The sequence below is a fragment of the Variovorax sp. 3319 genome (assembly GCF_031456585.1).
In the GTDB taxonomy this organism is placed as follows: domain Bacteria; phylum Pseudomonadota; class Gammaproteobacteria; order Burkholderiales; family Burkholderiaceae_C; genus Variovorax; species Variovorax paradoxus_P.
In genome coordinates, this window is record NZ_JAVDUZ010000010.1 from 200,288 (window position 1) to 215,348 (window position 15,061).

The 15,061-nt window shown below is 65.3% G+C and carries 13 protein-coding genes; 9 read left to right on the forward strand and 4 right to left on the reverse strand.

The window, feature by feature from the left end; all coding sequences use genetic code 11:
- The first annotated feature begins 58 nt into the window (after nucleotides 1-58).
- A complete protein-coding gene (locus tag J2X67_RS20560; protein WP_309955946.1) occupies nucleotides 59-253 on the forward strand; it encodes a cation transporter in 195 nt (64 codons plus the stop codon).
- Nucleotides 250-654 (forward strand): Cu(I)-responsive transcriptional regulator, encoded by a 405-nt coding sequence (gene cueR, locus J2X67_RS20565; RefSeq protein ID WP_309955948.1) that lies wholly within the window; start codon nucleotides 250-252, stop codon nucleotides 652-654. Before J2X67_RS20560 ends, cueR begins: the two co-directional genes overlap by 4 nt.
- Nucleotides 655-760: 106 nt before the next feature.
- On the opposite strand, the gene J2X67_RS20570 is transcribed toward cueR, so the two are convergent.
- Entirely contained in the window at nucleotides 761-1,741 is a 981-nt protein-coding gene (locus J2X67_RS20570; protein WP_309955950.1) for a TerB family tellurite resistance protein, read from the reverse strand.
- Nucleotides 1,742-2,307: 566 nt separating this feature from the next.
- Between J2X67_RS20570 and creB the strand changes: the two genes are divergently transcribed.
- Together creB and creC are read left to right on the forward strand one after the other, a co-directional pair.
- Entirely contained in the window at nucleotides 2,308-3,090 is a 783-nt protein-coding gene (gene creB, locus J2X67_RS20575) for a two-component system response regulator CreB (protein WP_309955951.1), read from the forward strand.
- On the forward strand, nucleotides 3,087-4,532 hold the full coding sequence (gene creC / locus J2X67_RS20580; RefSeq protein ID WP_309955954.1) for a two-component system sensor histidine kinase CreC: 1,446 nt from the start codon (nucleotides 3,087-3,089) through the stop codon (nucleotides 4,530-4,532). Before creB ends, creC begins: the two co-directional genes overlap by 4 nt.
- 19 nt (nucleotides 4,533-4,551) lie before the next feature.
- Here the strand turns inward: creC and J2X67_RS20585 are convergent, their stop codons facing one another.
- The 3 genes from J2X67_RS20585 to creD all read right to left on the reverse strand — a co-directional run bounded on the left by J2X67_RS20585 (nucleotide 4,552) and on the right by creD (nucleotide 9,160).
- Nucleotides 4,552-5,157 carry a hypothetical protein gene (locus J2X67_RS20585; protein WP_309955956.1) on the reverse strand — a complete coding sequence of 202 codons (606 nt, stop codon included), beginning with the start codon at nucleotides 5,155-5,157 and terminating at the stop codon, nucleotides 4,552-4,554.
- Between the two features lie 86 nt (nucleotides 5,158-5,243).
- Complete coding sequence (locus J2X67_RS20590) at nucleotides 5,244-7,634, reverse strand: penicillin-binding protein 1A (RefSeq protein ID WP_309955957.1); 2,391 nt, start codon at nucleotides 7,632-7,634, stop codon at nucleotides 5,244-5,246.
- 38 nt (nucleotides 7,635-7,672) lie between these two features.
- Nucleotides 7,673-9,160, reverse strand: a complete 1,488-nt coding sequence (gene creD, locus J2X67_RS20595) for a cell envelope integrity protein CreD (protein WP_309955959.1) — start codon at nucleotides 9,158-9,160, stop codon at nucleotides 7,673-7,675.
- A 208-nt stretch (nucleotides 9,161-9,368) separates the two neighbouring features.
- Between creD and J2X67_RS20600 the strand changes: the two genes are divergently transcribed.
- From J2X67_RS20600 to J2X67_RS20620, 5 genes are all read left to right on the forward strand, one after another.
- Nucleotides 9,369-11,450, forward strand: a complete 2,082-nt coding sequence (locus J2X67_RS20600) for a VIT and VWA domain-containing protein (RefSeq protein WP_309955961.1) — start codon at nucleotides 9,369-9,371, stop codon at nucleotides 11,448-11,450.
- A gap of 25 nt (nucleotides 11,451-11,475) precedes the next feature.
- Complete coding sequence (xrtQ, locus tag J2X67_RS20605) at nucleotides 11,476-12,405, forward strand: exosortase Q (RefSeq protein WP_309955963.1); 930 nt, start codon at nucleotides 11,476-11,478, stop codon at nucleotides 12,403-12,405.
- Nucleotides 12,386-12,955, forward strand: coding sequence for a hypothetical protein (locus J2X67_RS20610; protein ID WP_309955965.1), 570 nt, complete (start codon nucleotides 12,386-12,388; stop codon nucleotides 12,953-12,955). The genes xrtQ and J2X67_RS20610 overlap by 20 nt, the downstream gene beginning before the upstream one ends.
- A 145-nt stretch (nucleotides 12,956-13,100) precedes the next feature.
- Nucleotides 13,101-14,231 carry a biosynthetic peptidoglycan transglycosylase gene (locus tag J2X67_RS20615; protein ID WP_309955967.1) on the forward strand — a complete coding sequence of 377 codons (1,131 nt, stop codon included), beginning with the start codon at nucleotides 13,101-13,103 and terminating at the stop codon, nucleotides 14,229-14,231.
- Nucleotides 14,228-15,007, forward strand: coding sequence for a GNAT family N-acetyltransferase (locus J2X67_RS20620; RefSeq protein WP_309955968.1), 780 nt, complete (start codon nucleotides 14,228-14,230; stop codon nucleotides 15,005-15,007). Before J2X67_RS20615 ends, J2X67_RS20620 begins: the two co-directional genes overlap by 4 nt.
- Nucleotides 15,008-15,061 lie beyond the last annotated feature (54 nt).

The window sequence follows — 15,061 nt, forward strand, 5'->3', positions numbered from 1 at the left end:
TCGTGAGAGGGTTCAAACTGGCGGCTTCCTTCATTCAACTTCAAAAGGAGCAAGAACGATGAGCCAGAAATTCCAGGTCTCGGGCATGAGTTGCGGCCACTGCGTCAACGCAGTGCAGAACGCGGTGCAGACAGTCGATCCCGAAGCGCAGGTCACGGTCGATCTTGAAACGGGCCATGTCGATGTGCTGAGCGCGCAGCCTCGCCAGGACATCGTCGCCGCCATCGAAAACGCCGGATACAGGGTGCAATGAGCAGTTTGGGAACCGTCAGCATCGGAGAGGCGGCGCGGCTCTCGGGCGTTTCGGCACGCATGGTGCGGCACTACGAAGGCCTGGGCCTCCTGCCCGCGGTGCCGCGCACCGAAAGCGGCTACCGGCAGTACGGCGACGCCGACATCCACACGCTGCGCTTCATCAAGCGCTCGCGCGATCTCGGTTTTTCGATGGAAGAAATTGCCGAACTGGTGGGGCTATGGCACAACCGCCGGCGTACCAGCTCGAGTGTGAAGCGCGTGGCGCAAAAGCACCTGGACGAGCTGGAGCAGCGCATAGCAGACATGCAATCGATGCGCAACACCCTTTCGCACCTGGTGCACTGCTGCCACGGCGACGCACGGCCCGAGTGCCCCATCCTCGACAACCTCGCGAAATAGGCTCTCCCCCAGGCTTCGCGCACTTCGTGTCGCTGCGCCAACCCCCTCGCCGGGGGCAACACCAGTGGCCCGGCAAAGCCGGTTCCACGGTGTTCCTGGAAAATACTCAGGCTCCTCTTACGAGCGACAGCACTTTTCCAGCGTCGAGGGTGCGGGCTTTCTCCTGGATGGCGGGCAGGTACTGGGTCTGCAGGCCCTTGCCTTCCTGCATCACGCCCGCGAAGGTGTCCTTCAGCATCTGCGTGGAAAGCGTGCGGCCGCCGGCGTAGTAGCGCTTGGCCACATGCCCCAGCGCATAGGTCGAGGCAAAGCTCATCCCTGAGCTCACCGCCTGGTTGCCAAGCCCGCGCAACATGCCGCCACCCATCTTTCCGAGCAGGCCGCCCAGCAGCTTGCGCCCGGCCTGCTCCAGGTACTGCGAGGTCAGGCCGACGCCAACCGTCGCCAGAAAATCCTTGATGTGGCCGCTGTCGAGCTCGTAGCCGTGAGCCTTGCCGATGCGGTAGACCAGTTTCATCTGCAGCGGAATGATCGCCATGGTCGAAAGCGTTTCAGGCAGCAGCTCGAGCGCGCCGTTGAGGATGGACGCGTTGAGAATGGATTTGTCGAGTTCGGCGCTGTCGGGTGATGCGGTGGTGGGCAGGGCCGCTGCCGGCGCCGAGGGCAACTGAGCTGTCGTCGCTGTCGTCGGTGCGGCACCGCTGGCCGCCACCGGAACCGCGGCAATTTCCTCCGCCTGGCGCGAGAACTGGGCGGCCGACGCGTCCAGCCCGAGCGAGGTGCGCACATCCGCCAGGAACATGCGTTCTGCCTCCGACTGCGTGCCGTCCGCATCGCACACACACACCGCCATTTCATAGGCCAGCTGCTTCGATTCTGTTGTTTGCAGCTCGCTGGCAACCGAGGCGAGCGAAACCCGCTTCATCAGCACGTCCTGGTAGAGCGTGGGCAGGTTCACGCCGTCTGCCTGCGAAAGACCTTCGGCGATGCGCTTGATTTCCGCACGTTCGCGCTCGTGCTTTTCGCCGTCGACAAAGGCCGACAGGAGGCTGAGGGTCACGATGGCCTTGGTTTCGGTAGGTGTCACGTCAGAAATTCCGCTGGTTGAAGGACAAAGTTCGTTCGGAGCCGCGCCCGAAGGTTCCGCAGCGGTTGTCCCCGCAAAGCTTGGGCAACTCTGTGGATAACACCCGCACTTCTTTGTAGGAGAACGCTAAGTGATTGATTTGAAATAAAAATCTACAGTCTGCCTAAATAAGCGGCAATGAATTTCTTGCGCCGAAAACCGTCTTTCGCAGAATTCCGGAACCCTGTCAAAGGACAACTCTGGGGAGAGTTCTGGCACAAGCATGCGGTTATCCACAGGGCGGAGGCGACCGGCAATGTTGTTCCTTTTGGCGCGACAGCACGGAAGCGCGGCTGCGCACAGTGACAGGGGTATGACAAGTGACTGTCACGCAAGGAAAAAAGCGGCATGTCCACAGGCAGGTGCGTCCCTTATCTACTACTACTAATTTGAACAAGAGAGATAAGAAGAAGATACAGAGCCAGCGCCGCGCCTGAAAAAAAGGCCGTGGACGGCCGCGCCGTGTCCTCTGCGCCACGCCACAAAACCATCCTCGCCGGACGGCGCCCCCTCGCTAACATCCGGGGATGAGTTTCAAACCCCGGATCCTGATCGCCGAAGACGAATCGGGCATTGCCGACACACTGCAGTACGTGCTGAAGAGCGATGGCTTCGCGCCCGTCTGGTGCGCAACGGCCGAAGAGGCCATCGCGCAGTTCGCGCAGGAGCCGCCGGCGCTGGCCATACTGGATGTCGGCCTGCCCGACCTCAATGGATTCGAGCTGTTCAAGCGCCTGCGGGCGCTGAACCAGACGCAAGGCGGCGCCGAGGTGCCAATGCTGTTTCTCACCGCGAGAAGCGACGAAATCGACCGCGTGGTGGGGCTCGAACTCGGTGCCGACGACTACATCGCCAAGCCCTTTTCGCCGCGCGAACTGGTGGCGCGGGTGCGCACCATCTTGCGGCGCAGCGCACGAGCGGCCCCAGGAGGCCCCGCAGCTGCAAACAATGGGGCTCCCCCTCAAACTCAGGGAACGGCGCCTCCAGCGAGCTCTCAGCCAGCCGCAACGCCGTTTGCGCTGGACAACGAGCGCATGCAAATCCGTTACTACGGCCGGCTGCTCGAACTCTCGCGCTACGAATACGGCCTGCTGCGGCTCCTGGTGCAGCGGCCGGGCCGTGTTTTCACGCGCGACGAACTGCTGCAGCTGGTCTGGGACGATGCGAGCGACAGCTTTGATCGCACGGTCGATGCGCATGTGAAAACCTTGCGCGCCAAGCTCAAGGCCGTGGCACCCGACGTGGAGCCCATTCGCACGCTGCGCGGCACCGGCTACGCGCTGAACGAAGAACTGCCCCAGACGCCGTGAGCCGGCGCACGCGCATCTTCATCGGCATCCTGCTGATCTACACGGCGGGCATCGCGTTCCTGCTCTACCGCGTGGTGTCCGACATCGATCCGCGCTACCGCGAATCGGCCGAAGAGTCGCTGGTCGAAACCTCGCAGCTCATTGCCAGCCTGGTCGAGCAGGACGTGATTGCCGGTGCCATCAACACCGCGCGGCTAGAGCCGCTGTTTCGCACGGTGTATGCGCGCGAGTTCTCGGCCCAGATCTACAACCTGCACAAGAACCGCGTCGAACTGCGTGTGTACGTCACAGACCGCAGCGGCCGCGTGATGTTCGATTCGCTCGGCAGGCACCTGGGCGCCGACTACTCGCAGTGGAGCGACGTGAGCCGTACGCTCGCGGGGCTGTACGGCGCGCGCACTTCGCGCGACGTCGATGGCGATCCGCGCACCTCGGTGATGTACGTGGGCGCGCCGATCCGCTGGAACAACGAGATCGTCGGCATGGTGAGCGTGGGCAAGCCGGTGCAGAGCTTCGGGCAATTCGTGGAAGACGCCCGCGCCCGCACGCTGTGGGTGGGCGTCGGTTCGGGCCTGGCGCTGTTGCTGCTGGCGATCATCGTCTCGGTGTGGCTGGTACGGCCGTTCGGGTTGATATCGGACTACTGGACCTGGGTACGCAGCCAGAAAAAGCTGAGCCTTTCGCGCATGGCGCGCCGCGCAGTCGATGCGGTGCGCACCGGCTTCAGCGAAATGCGCGATGCGCTCACTGGCCGCAACTACGTGGCCGACTACGTTCAGACTTTCACGCATGAAGTGAAGAGCCCGCTTTCGGCGATTCGCGGTGCGGCCGAACTGCTGCAGGAGCCGTCGATGCCGCATGCGGAACGCGAGCGCTTCCTGAAGAACATCGAGCGCGAAGCGCAGCGCATCCAGGAGATCGTCGATCGCATGATGGAGCTCACCGCGCTCGAAACCCGGCGCGGGCTCGACCGCACCGAGCCCGTTGCGCTGGCTTCGCTCATCGAGGACGTGGCTCTCAGCGCGCAGCCTGCGGCGGCCAAGCGCAACATTGCTGTGCGCGTGAACATTCGCACCGATGCGAGCGCCGAGGGCGATCCGTTCCTGCTGCGCCGGGCCATCAGCAACCTGCTGGACAACGCCATCGATTTTTCACCGCAGGGCAGCGAGGTGCTGCTCACGCTGGAAACTACCTCGAAGCTTGCGCGCGTGACCGTGCGCGACCATGGCCCGGGCATTCCGGACTACGCGCAGGAAAAAGTCTTCCAGAAGTTCTATTCGCTCGCGCGGCCGCACAGCCAGAAAAAGAGCACCGGCCTCGGGCTCGCCTTTGTGAAAGAGATTGCCGCGCTGCACCGCGGGCGCATCGAGCTTGGCAATGCGGCGCGCGGCGGTGCGGTGGCCACGCTCACATTGCCGCTCTTGCCGTCGTCACATCACTGAGAGTGCGTGCAACTGCGCTTCACTGGCCGGTGAGCGCGCCGTAGGCCTGGCGTGTTGCCGGGGTCACGGCCCCCAGCAGCTGCTCATAAGACGTCTTGTGCCGCGCCAGCATGCGCGCCGATGCCACGGTTTTCGACTTGCAGAACCAGTGGCAGGTGTGCTGCATCAGGAAGAGCTCGGCCGACATGGTGAAGGCCTTGGCCTTTGGTGTGCGGCCCGCTTCATTGCGCATGACCGCCGAAATGCCGCGCGCATGAATGGCGAGCGCCTCGCGCAGATCGAAAGTGGCGGCCGGAAACAGCTTGTGCGCGAACGGAATGGCCAGCGGCAGCTTGCTCACGCGTGCATCCGCCGCATCGACGCGAGAAAACCCGGCTGCAAAGCTGTCGAACTGGGTCGAGAGCTTTTCCTCGGTGGAATCGAGCAGGGCCCAGATCTGCTGGCGCCGTTCGGCGTCGTCTTCGCCGAGGCAGCGCAAATAGCCGTCGGTGAGGGTCTCCATCAGCCGTTCGATCTGGTATCTGCCGAGATGGCTTCCGAGCAGCGCAATGCGCTGGCGCTGGTCGCGGGACCTGAGGATGTAGGCGCCGATGACGAACAACGTCACCAGGGTAAGAATTTCCATGGGGGGCGTGGGCAAGGTGGAGCAAAAGCAGCACCGAGTGTAGAGACCCGGAACCGCCCTCCTCCAGCCGCTTGCCTGGTGCTCGGCTACCGGAAGAAATCGAGAATGCGGTTGCGTTCCTCGGGCTGGGGCGGGGGGCCCAGCGGCACACCCGAGAGTTCTTCGGCCGGCGGCGTTGCCGCCTCTGTGTTTTCAACGCCCAGGCTCGCCACGCCGCGGCCCGGCGCGAAGTCGTCGAAGTACCACTCGCCGTCGATGTTGACCACACCCTGGGGCTCGGCAATCTTGCTCACCGGCACGCCCTTGAGCGCCGTCTGCATGTAGCCGATCCAGATCGGCAGGCTGAGGCTGCCACCGGTCTCGCCCCGAACGCCCAGTTGGCGCGGCGTGTCGTAACCGATCCATGCAATGCCCACCGTGGTGGGCTGGAAGCCCGCAAACCAGGTGTCGAACGAATCGTTGGTGGTGCCGGTCTTGCCGAACAGGTCGTCGCGCTTGAGTGCCTGGTAGGCGCGTGCGGCGGTGCCGCCCTTCACCACGCTTTGCAGCATTGAATCCATGATGAATGCGTTGCGCTCCGGAATGGCGCGTCGCGTTTCGTCGAGCACCGGCGTCTCGGTTTCAAGCAGCACCTTGTCGCGCAGATCGGTCACGCGCGTGACCAGGTACGGATTGACGCGGTAGCCGCCGTTGGCAAAGACCGAATACGCGGTGGCCATTTGCATCGGCGTGACCGAGCCAGCACCCAGCGCCATGGGCAGGTAGGCGGGATGCTTGTCCTTGTCGAAGCCGAACTTGGTGATCCAGTCTTGCGCATACGGTGCACCTATGGACTGAAGCAGGCGAATGGTGACCAGGTTCTTCGACTTCATGAGCGCGGTGCGCAGCGGCATCGGCCCTTCGAAACCGCCGTCGAAATTCTTGGGCTCCCACGGCTGGCCGCCCGGGGTGCTCGGCTCGAAGTACATCGGCGCGTCGTTGACGATGGTGGCCGGCGTAAAGCCCTTCTCGAGGGCGGCCGAATAGATGAACGGCTTGAAGCTCGACCCCGGCTGGCGCCAGGCCTGCGTGACGTGATTGAACTTGTTCTTGCCGAAGTCGAAGCCGCCCACCAGCGACTTGATGGCACCGGTACGCGGGTCCATGGCAATGAAGGCACCCTCGACCTCGGGCAGCTGGGTGATCTCCCAGGTGTTCTTGGGCGTCCTTGCCACGCGGATCACCGCGCCGCGGCGAATCTTGATGTGCGGGGGCGCCTTTGCGGCAAGGCCCGACTGCGCAGGCCGGAGGCCCTCTCCGGTGATCTGCACGGTTTCGCCGTTGGCGCGCACGGCGTTTATTTCTTTATTGCTGGCGTCCAGCACCACTGCCGCCATCACGTCGCCGTTGTCGGGGTGCTCGGCGAGTGCATCGTCCACCGCCTCGTCGACTTCCTTGGCGTCGCTCGGCAGGTCGATGAAGCGCTCGGGCCCGCGGTAGGGCTGGCGGCGCTCGTAGTCCATGATGCCCTTGCGAAGCGACTTGTAGGCTGCTGCCTGGTCGGCCGCAACCAGCGACGTATACACCTTCATGCCGCTGGTGTAGATGCTGTCGCCGTACTGCGCGTACATCATCTGGCGCACTGTCTCGGCCACGTATTCGGCATGCAGCCGGGCGGGGTCGGCCGCATCGCGCAGGTGCAGTTCTTCCTTCTTGGCTTCGGCCGCCTGCTCGGCGGTAATGAAGCCGGTCTCCTGCATGCGGTCGATCACATAGAGCTGCCGTGCGCGGGCGCGCCGCGGGTTGGCCACCGGGTTGTTCGCGCCGGGTGCCTTGGGCAGGCCGGCCAGCATGGCGGCCTCGGCCGTGGTGATGTTCTGCAGCGGCTTGCCGAAATACGCTTCCGACGCGGCGGCAAAGCCATAGGCACGGTTGCCCAGGTAGATCTGGTTCAGGTAGATCTCCAGGATCTGGTCCTTGGTGAGCTGCCGTTCGAGCCGCAGCGCCAGCAATATCTCATAGGTCTTGCGGCTCAGCGTGCGCTCCGAGCTGAGGTACACATTGCGTGCCACCTGCATCGTGATGGTCGATGCGCCCTGCTTGCGGCCGCCCTTCAGGCTGGCCACCGCCGCGCGCGCAAAGCCCTTGTAGTCGATGCCGCCGTGGTCGTAGAAGCGCGCGTCTTCCACGGCCAGCACGGCGTCTTTCATTACCTTTGGAATGCTCGCAAACGGCGTGAGCGTGCGGCGCTCTTCGCCAAACTCGCCAATGAGCGTGCCTTCGACCGTGTAGACGCGCAACGGCAGCTTGGGCCGGTAGTCGGCAAGCTCCGAAATGTCGGGGAGGCGCGGCGAGATGACGGCCACCGCCACGCCGGCGGCCACCAGCAGGACCAGTGCGGCCGAACCGCCCACGATGGCGCTCCACCGCGCAATGCGCCGCAGCCGCATCGCGCGCTCGGAGCGTGCCGGTTCGGTGGAAGGAGAGGAATCGTCCATGGAAATCAGTAGTAAAGAAAAACAGTCGGTAGCGTCAGTTACACGGACGGAGCCAGTTCAGGTGAGACTGGCTCGGGTGCCCGGGGGTTCCCGGCCGACAACGCATACCAGTTGACCTTGCGCGTGGCGAGCATCAGCACCGTCAGCATGCCGAATGTCAGCAGGGCGCCGAGCAAAAGGGCATTGCTTTCCGATGCCAGCAGGCCGTAGAGCGCGCCATAGAGTACCGCGACATAGGCCCCGAAGCCCGCGCCGCGTTTCCAGCTTTGCAAAACCGCGCTGAAATAAATGCCGAGCAGCAGCACGCTCGCACCTGCCGCGCTGGCGTAGGCGAGCCAGAAAGCCAGCTTCTCGGACAGCGCCAAAAGCAGCAGGAAAAACAGCGCAATCGAAAGGCCGACCAGCCCGTATTGCACCGGATGCATGCGCTGCCTGCGGAACAGCTCGAACATGAAGGCGGCCATGATCACCAGGCCGATGAAGAGCGCACCGTACTTGCCGGCTCGCGTGCTCATCGAATACACGTTGATCGGCTGTGCGAGCGACACGTCGAATGTTTGCAGTGGGCCGAGGTTGCGTGGTGCGTGGCCGGCTGTTGCCCCGGCGGCAGACGTTGCGGTGGCAACGGCACTTCGATCGTCCCGATCCGTCAGCCCGACGCGCACCTGTTCGCGCGCCGAGGTCACCAGCGACGACACGCGCCAGTGCGCATCGAAACCCTGCGGCGTCACGTCGCGCCTGGCAGCAAGAAAACGGCCGCCGAAGCTCGGGTGCGCCCAGGGCGAGCTCAGGTGGGCGGTGGTCTCTTCGGCAATCGGCACCATCGAGAGCGTGTCTTGTCCCACAAGCCCGAGCTTCATCTCGAAGGGCAGCGGTGCCTTCGAGTCCCATGCGGCAAGCGCGGCGCCGGTGAGCGGCGCGTGGACCCCGTCGGCCAGCCAGCTGTTGTCTGCCAGGCCTGGCACGCGCTGCCTGAAACGCAGGGCCTCGCTGTTCATTGCGATGGAAGGCGAACCGTCGAGCCCGCGCAGGTCGCTCACGTAGAAGACGACGAAAGGCGCCTTGAACTCGATGCGGGAATCGGCCTCGCTGTGCGCCACCGACTTGGGATCGAAGGCCGCAAAACCACCGCTGAGCGTGGCGTTGAGCGTATAGAAGGGAATCTTGAAGATGCCCCTGTAGCGCTCCTGCGGCGTCATCGAACCTTCGATGTGCAGCTTGTCGGGAAACACCGCGTGGGCCATTTCCTTGCTGCGTGCCTCCTGGCCGATCACCTTGCCTTGCGCATTGCGCTGCGGCTCCATCCAGCGCTCTACGTACGGCACCAGCAGCACCGGGCCCACCATGGTCTGCGCGCTCGCATAGGTGGCGGCAAGCTCCTCGGCCGCCTCGCGCTGGCTGTGGCCGCGCTCGCGGTTGATCGAGTTGATTTCGGCGAGCGGAATGCACAGCAGGAGCGTGAGCATCAGCAGGCCGGCCACCTTGACCAGCATGGAACTCTGCAGGGCCTTGAACAACTGGAACATGTTTTTTTCTCCTCTTCGATAACGAAGCGGCGATGCTCGCCGCGAGATCCGAAGGCCGTGTGAAGCGCGTGCGCCGGCAGACTTCACACAGGCTTCACACAAGGCTGCATCGAAGGCGCCGGACTTCAAGCAGCCTTCCAATTTCCTTCTCGCGCGGTATCGACAGTTGCGGCTGTGCAAGTTCGCACGGACACCACTCCACACCGCCATGGAAGCCCATATCTCCACCCGTCCCGGCCGCTGGCTCTGGCTCGCCACCGTGAGCCTGGCCGCCGCGGGCTTCGTCGCGCTCAGCGTCAACCCCGTGCATGCGCAAGAAGCGCCCGGCCCGCGGCTGAAGACCGAGAGCCCGTATTTCTTCGTGAAGAGCGACGACCCTTCCGTTGACCGCCTGCCGCTGAAGGGAACCGAGGTGTCGGTGAAGATATCGGGCGTCATTGCGGACGTGACCGTGACGCAGACCTACCGCAACGAAGGCCAGCGCGCCATTGAAGCCAAGTATGTTTTTCCGGGCTCGACCAAGGCCGCGGTAAGCGGATTGAACGTGCGCCTGGCCGACCGGCTGATCACCGCGCAGATCCGCGAGAAGCAGCAGGCGCAGATCGAATACGACACCGCCAAGAAAGAAGGCAAGACCGCTGCGCTGCTCGAGCAGCACCTGCCCAACGTGTTCCAGATGAACGTTGCCAATATCCTGCCGGGCGACGACGTGAAGGTTGAACTGCGGTACACCGAACTGCTGGTGCCGCAGTCGGGCAACTACGCGTTCGTGTTCCCCACAGTGGTGGGCCCGCGCTACAACAGCCCGCAGTCGGAGAACGCGCAGGCCAAATGGGTGGCGCAGCCCACGCTGCGCGCGGGCGTGGCGCCCAGCACCGGCTTCACGCTCAAGGCCAGCATCGACACGCCCATGGGCCTGAAGGAAGTGCGCTCGTCTTCGCACGCCATCGAGGTGAAGAAGAGCGATGAAGACCGGCACGCCGACGTGGCCCTTGCAGCCGATGGCCGGCCCGCGGACAACCGCGACTTCGTGCTCGACTACCGGCTTGCGGGTGAAAAGATCGAATCGGGCCTGATGCTCTACAAGGGCCAGGGGCAGAACGCCGATGGAAGCGCCGAGAACTTCTTCCTTGCGATGGTCGAGCCGCCCAAGGCAGTGGCAGCAAGCGCCATCTCGCCGCGCGACTACATCTTCGTGGTGGACATCTCGGGTTCGATGCACGGTTTTCCGCTGGATACCGCAAAGGCGGTGCTGGAGCGCCTGATCGGCGGGCTGCGCCCGAGCGACACCTTCAATGTGCTGCTGTTCTCGGGCAGCAGCAAGATGCTTGCGCCCAAGTCGGTGCCCGCCACGCGCGCCAACATCGAACAGGCGCTGGCCACCATCCAGAACTACAGCGGCAGCGGCAGCACCGAGCTCATTCCCGCACTGAAGCGCGTCTATGCCGAGCCGAAGGAAGAGAACGTCTCGCGCACCGTGGTGCTGGTGACGGACGGCTACGTGACCGTGGAGCGCGAGGCTTTCGAGCTGGTGCGCAAGAACCTCTCGAAGGCCAACGTGTTCGCCTTCGGTATCGGCTCGTCGGTGAACCGCAGCCTGATGGAAGGCATTGCACGTGCCGGCATGGGCGAGCCCTTCATCATTACCGACCCGATCCAGGCCCCCGAGCAGGCGGCGCGCTTTCGCCGCATGGTGGAGTCGCCCGTGCTCACCAATGTGAAGGTGACCTTTGGCGGCCTCGATGTGTATGACGTGGAGCCGCAAGCGTTGCCCGACGTGCTGGGTGAACGCCCGGTGATCGTGTTCGGCAAATGGCGCGCCGATGCAGAAGGCAAGGCCCGCGGCCGCGTGATCGTCGAAGGCCAAGGCGCCAACGGCCCGTACCGCCAGGAGCTGCGCATCGACCCGCAGCAGCGCCAGGACACGGCCGCGCTGCGCACCCTGTGGGCTCGCCACCGCATCCAGAGCCTGAGCGACCAGGAAACGCTCGAGGGCGGAACCGCCTTCAAGGAGCGCATTACCGAGCTTGGCCTGAAGTACAGCCTGCTGACGCAGTACACCAGCTTCATCGCGGTCGACAAGGTGGTGCGCAACCTCGCACCGCAGAACAGCGTGGACGTGAACCAGCCGCTGCCGCTGCCCCAGGGCGTAAGCGAGCTTGCGCTGGGCGCCGAGGTGCCGAGCACGCCTGAACCCGAAACGCTTGGCGCCATTGCCGTGGTGCTGTCGATGCTCGCCATGCTGCGCCGCCGTGCGCGCCGCAACGATCCGCGCCGTTTCACGGCCTGAGTGCGGCAGAAGGAAGGAAACAGCAATGTCATTGGCCGCACTTGCCCATCGCCACCCGCGTGTCGTGGATTGGGGCATTCATATCGACCGGGCGCCGGCCGCCTTCTGGCTTGCGCTGCAATTCGCGGCGCTCGCGCCGACATGGGCCTGGATGGTTCGGCGCATGCGCGACGGTTCGGACGATCCGCTGGGCTTGCTGGCACTGGCCGCATTGGCCGCTCTGGCGTGGCAACGGCGGCGCGAACTGCGTGCCGCACCGCGGCTCGGCTGGCTGGCACTGGCGGGTACCGGCACCTTGCTGGCGACGCTGCTGCGCACCGGCATCGGTGCACTGCCCGCCTTGCCGCCGCTTGCAGTGGGCCTGATGGCCGTGCTGGCACTGGCGTGCGGGCTGCTGGCCTTTCTTCCGCGGCGGGTGGCCGCGGTGCCGGTCGTGGGACTGGCGGTGCTGGCTTTGCCGCTCTTGTCGTCGTTGCAGTTCTACGCAGGCTATCCGCTGCGCGTGGTCACGGCCGAGGCAAGCCGATGGTTGCTGGCGCCGGGCTTCAGCGTGGCGCGCGAGGGCAGCAGCCTTGTGGTCGATGGCCGGCTGGTCATCGTCGATGCCCCGTGTTCCGGCGTGCAGATGGTGTGGCTCGGCTACTTCACGGCGTGCGCCGTCGCGCTCTGGGCGCCGCAGAGCGACCGCGGCTTCTTGCGCCGGCTGCCGATGGTCGGCCTGCTGGTGCTGGGCGGCAACATCCTGCGCAACAGCGTGCTGATCGCGTTCGAAGGCGCGGGCCACCCGCTGGCGCCATGGGCGCACAACACGCTCGGCCTGCTGGTGCTGGCTGCTGTGTGCGCCGGCATTGCGCGGCTGATGGTGCCGGAACGCACGGAGGGCGGGCTGGCCGACCAACCCATTCCCGGAATGATTACCGCGCAGGGAGGCCGCCATGTCGACACGGTTCTTTGAACGCATGTTTGCCAATCACTTCATCAACCGCATCGGCCACAAGACGGCGTTTGCGTTCGCAATGCTGCTCTGCCTGCTGTGGTCGACCGCCGCTGCCGTGCGCGCGCCGCAGGAGCGCGTGGCGGCAGCGGCATCGCAGGAGTGGCCGCGCGAATGGGACGGCGTTCCGCTTCGGCCCATGGCGCTCGGCGAGGTGGAGCAGCGCTTTGCCGATCGCTTTCCGGGCGCCATCGGCCGCATGACCGACGGCACGCAGATGATCGTCATGCGCGCGGTGAACACCCCGACGCGCATGCTCCATCCGGCGGCCGACTGTTACCGCGCGCTTGGTTACCGCATCGAGCAGGCACGCCTTGAACGCGATGCGCAAGAGCGTTTGTGGCGCTGTTTTGTTGCGCAATTGCACGGACAGCAAAAGTTCCGCGTTTGCGAGCGCATCGTCGATGCCGAAGGCACTGCTTTCACCGACACTTCAGCTTGGTACTGGGCGGCGGCCAGCGGGCAGTCGACCGGTCCGTGGCAAGCCGTCACGGTGGCGAGACCCTTGTGAGAGTTGTGTGAACAAGACCCTGAGATCTGCGCTTTACGGGCTGTTGGCCCTTGTAGTCACTGCAGCGATAGCTATCTTCTTGATAGTGAAGTTCGCACTTGCGCCTGCGCCCGGTGAATGGCGCAGCACGGTCAAGGCGGGCCCGATGAGTTTCGACGTCGGCGTGCCGACCGCAGTGCGGCTGGCCACCTCGCCCTGGCTTGCACCGCGGCTCGACGGGCATTCGCTCGACACGCGTTTCGGCCTCGTGCATTTCGCGTGGAAGGGCGCGGCCGGCGCGCTCGAACTGCGCTGCGCGCCCTGCACGGTAGAGGTTCCGGCGCTCGGCACGCAGCCAATCCAGGTCGAAGGCCTGGTTGCGACCGTCAAGCGCGATGGCAACACCCTGACCGGCACGCTCGAGGCCACACCCCGCGGCGCCGATGCGGCGGCCGCCATCCACGGCCAGTGGGAGGGCCGCCTCACGCCCAAGAACCTGCTGCTCAGCGCCGACATCAAGGACGCGCCCATTGCGCGCTGGTACGCGGTGCTGGCGCCCAACCTGCCCGAACTGCAGCGCGCGCGAATCGGCGGCACGCTGGCCTTGCGCGGACAGGTTGCCCTGCCCGAAGGCACGTTCGGCGTCATTCCCGTGGTGAGCCAGTTCACCGTCGAGGGGCTGGGCACTGAAGCCATGCTCGGCGCACGCACCAGTTGCGGCGCGCCCTCGAAGCTGGCCAGCGACAGTTGGCTGGCGCGCTCCGTCATCGCAGCCGAAGACCAGCGGTTTTTCAGCCATGCCGGCTACGACATCACCGAAATCGTTGCGTCGCTCGACAACAACCAGAAGGACGGCCAGACGAAGCGCGGCGGCAGCACGCTCACGCAGCAGCTGGCCAAGCTGCTGGTCACCGGCAGCGACCGCACGGCTGAACGCAAGTTGCGCGAGCTGCTCTATGCGGTCGAAATGGAGCAGACGCTGGGCAAGGCGCGCATCCTGCAGCTGTACCTGGACAACGCGCCCTGGGGCGGCAACCTGTGCGGTGCCGAAGCCGCCGCGCGCCGCTATTTCAAGCGGCCGGCGCGCAACCTGGAGCCGGCGCAGGCGGTGTGGCTGGCGGCCATGCTGCACAAGCCGAACGCGGTGCTCGAACAATGGCGGCAGGACGGCCGCATCGACCCCGACCGAACCAAATGGGTGGCCGAAGGCGTGCGCGGCATCAGCCGCAACCAGCGCGAATCGCTGCTCAAGAGCGTTGCGGCCGCCAAGTTCGCCGCGCCGGAGGCGGCCCCATGAGCGAGACGGACGGATTTGTGGAAATTGCCGACATCGAGGCCATCGAGCGCGCCACGGTGGCCGCCGTGTCGCCGCTTGCCGTCGAAGAGCTCGAAGGCTGGCTGCTGCCCTTCGACGACGGCACCGTCAAGCGCGCGAGGTCGGCCGTTCCGCTGCATCGCGGGGCCGTCGGCGACAGCACGCTCGACCGCATTGAAGCCCGCTACGACAGCCGCCAGTTCGTGCCCGCGTTTCGGGTGGCTGACACCGCCTGCTTCGACGCCCTGCGGGCCGAACTCGAGCAGCGGCACTACATGGGCGATTCGCCCACCTGCGTGCAGATAGGCTCGGCAAGGCGCATGCGGCAAATGGCCGCAGCCGGCGCGGCGCTGGCCGACGTGGATGCCGCGCCCGACGAAGCCTGGGCCACGCTGTTTCTCGGCGAAGGTTTCGACCCCGTCGATGGCGTGCACCGCGTGCGGGCGTTGTCTCGCGCGAAGGGTTCGCTCTATGCCAGCGTGCGCGAGGGGCGCCACACCGTTGCGGCGGGCGCCATGGCCTTCAGCCACGGATGGGCAAGCGTGCACGGCATGCGCACCGAACAGTCGCAGCGCGGCCGGGGCCTGGCCGGGCGCGTGCTGGCCGGGCTGGCGCAGGCCGCGCTCGAACGCGGCTTCGAGCGCGTGTTCCTGCAGGTCGACGCGCACAACCAGCCGGCCCATGCGCTCTACCGGCGCGCCGGTTTTTCCACTCGGTGGCAGTACCGCTACTGGCAGCGGCAGCAGTGGCCGCGCTGAGTTCGCCAACCTGAAGCCGTCACCCCACGGGTGGCGCGGTCGGCTCGTTAGTGC

What these genes read in the sequence shown, in the direction of transcription:
- J2X67_RS20585 (WP_309955956.1), bottom strand. Translation starts at nt 5,157, where the DNA reads ATGGAAATTCTTACCCTGGTGACGTTGTTCGTCATCGGCGCCTACATC.
- J2X67_RS20620 (WP_309955968.1), top strand. Translation starts at nt 14,228, where the DNA reads ATGAGCGAGACGGACGGATTTGTGGAAATTGCCGACATCGAGGCCATC.
- creB (WP_309955951.1), top strand. Translation starts at nt 2,308, where the DNA reads ATGAGTTTCAAACCCCGGATCCTGATCGCCGAAGACGAATCGGGCATT.
- J2X67_RS20590 (WP_309955957.1), bottom strand. Translation starts at nt 7,634, where the DNA reads ATGGACGATTCCTCTCCTTCCACCGAACCGGCACGCTCCGAGCGCGCG.
- creD (WP_309955959.1), bottom strand. Translation starts at nt 9,160, where the DNA reads ATGTTCCAGTTGTTCAAGGCCCTGCAGAGTTCCATGCTGGTCAAGGTG.
- cueR (WP_309955948.1), top strand. Translation starts at nt 250, where the DNA reads ATGAGCAGTTTGGGAACCGTCAGCATCGGAGAGGCGGCGCGGCTCTCG.
- xrtQ (WP_309955963.1), top strand. Translation starts at nt 11,476, where the DNA reads ATGTCATTGGCCGCACTTGCCCATCGCCACCCGCGTGTCGTGGATTGG.
- J2X67_RS20560 (WP_309955946.1), top strand. Translation starts at nt 59, where the DNA reads ATGAGCCAGAAATTCCAGGTCTCGGGCATGAGTTGCGGCCACTGCGTC.
- J2X67_RS20610 (WP_309955965.1), top strand. Translation starts at nt 12,386, where the DNA reads ATGTCGACACGGTTCTTTGAACGCATGTTTGCCAATCACTTCATCAAC.
- J2X67_RS20615 (WP_309955967.1), top strand. Translation starts at nt 13,101, where the DNA reads ATGAGTTTCGACGTCGGCGTGCCGACCGCAGTGCGGCTGGCCACCTCG.
- J2X67_RS20600 (WP_309955961.1), top strand. Translation starts at nt 9,369, where the DNA reads ATGGAAGCCCATATCTCCACCCGTCCCGGCCGCTGGCTCTGGCTCGCC.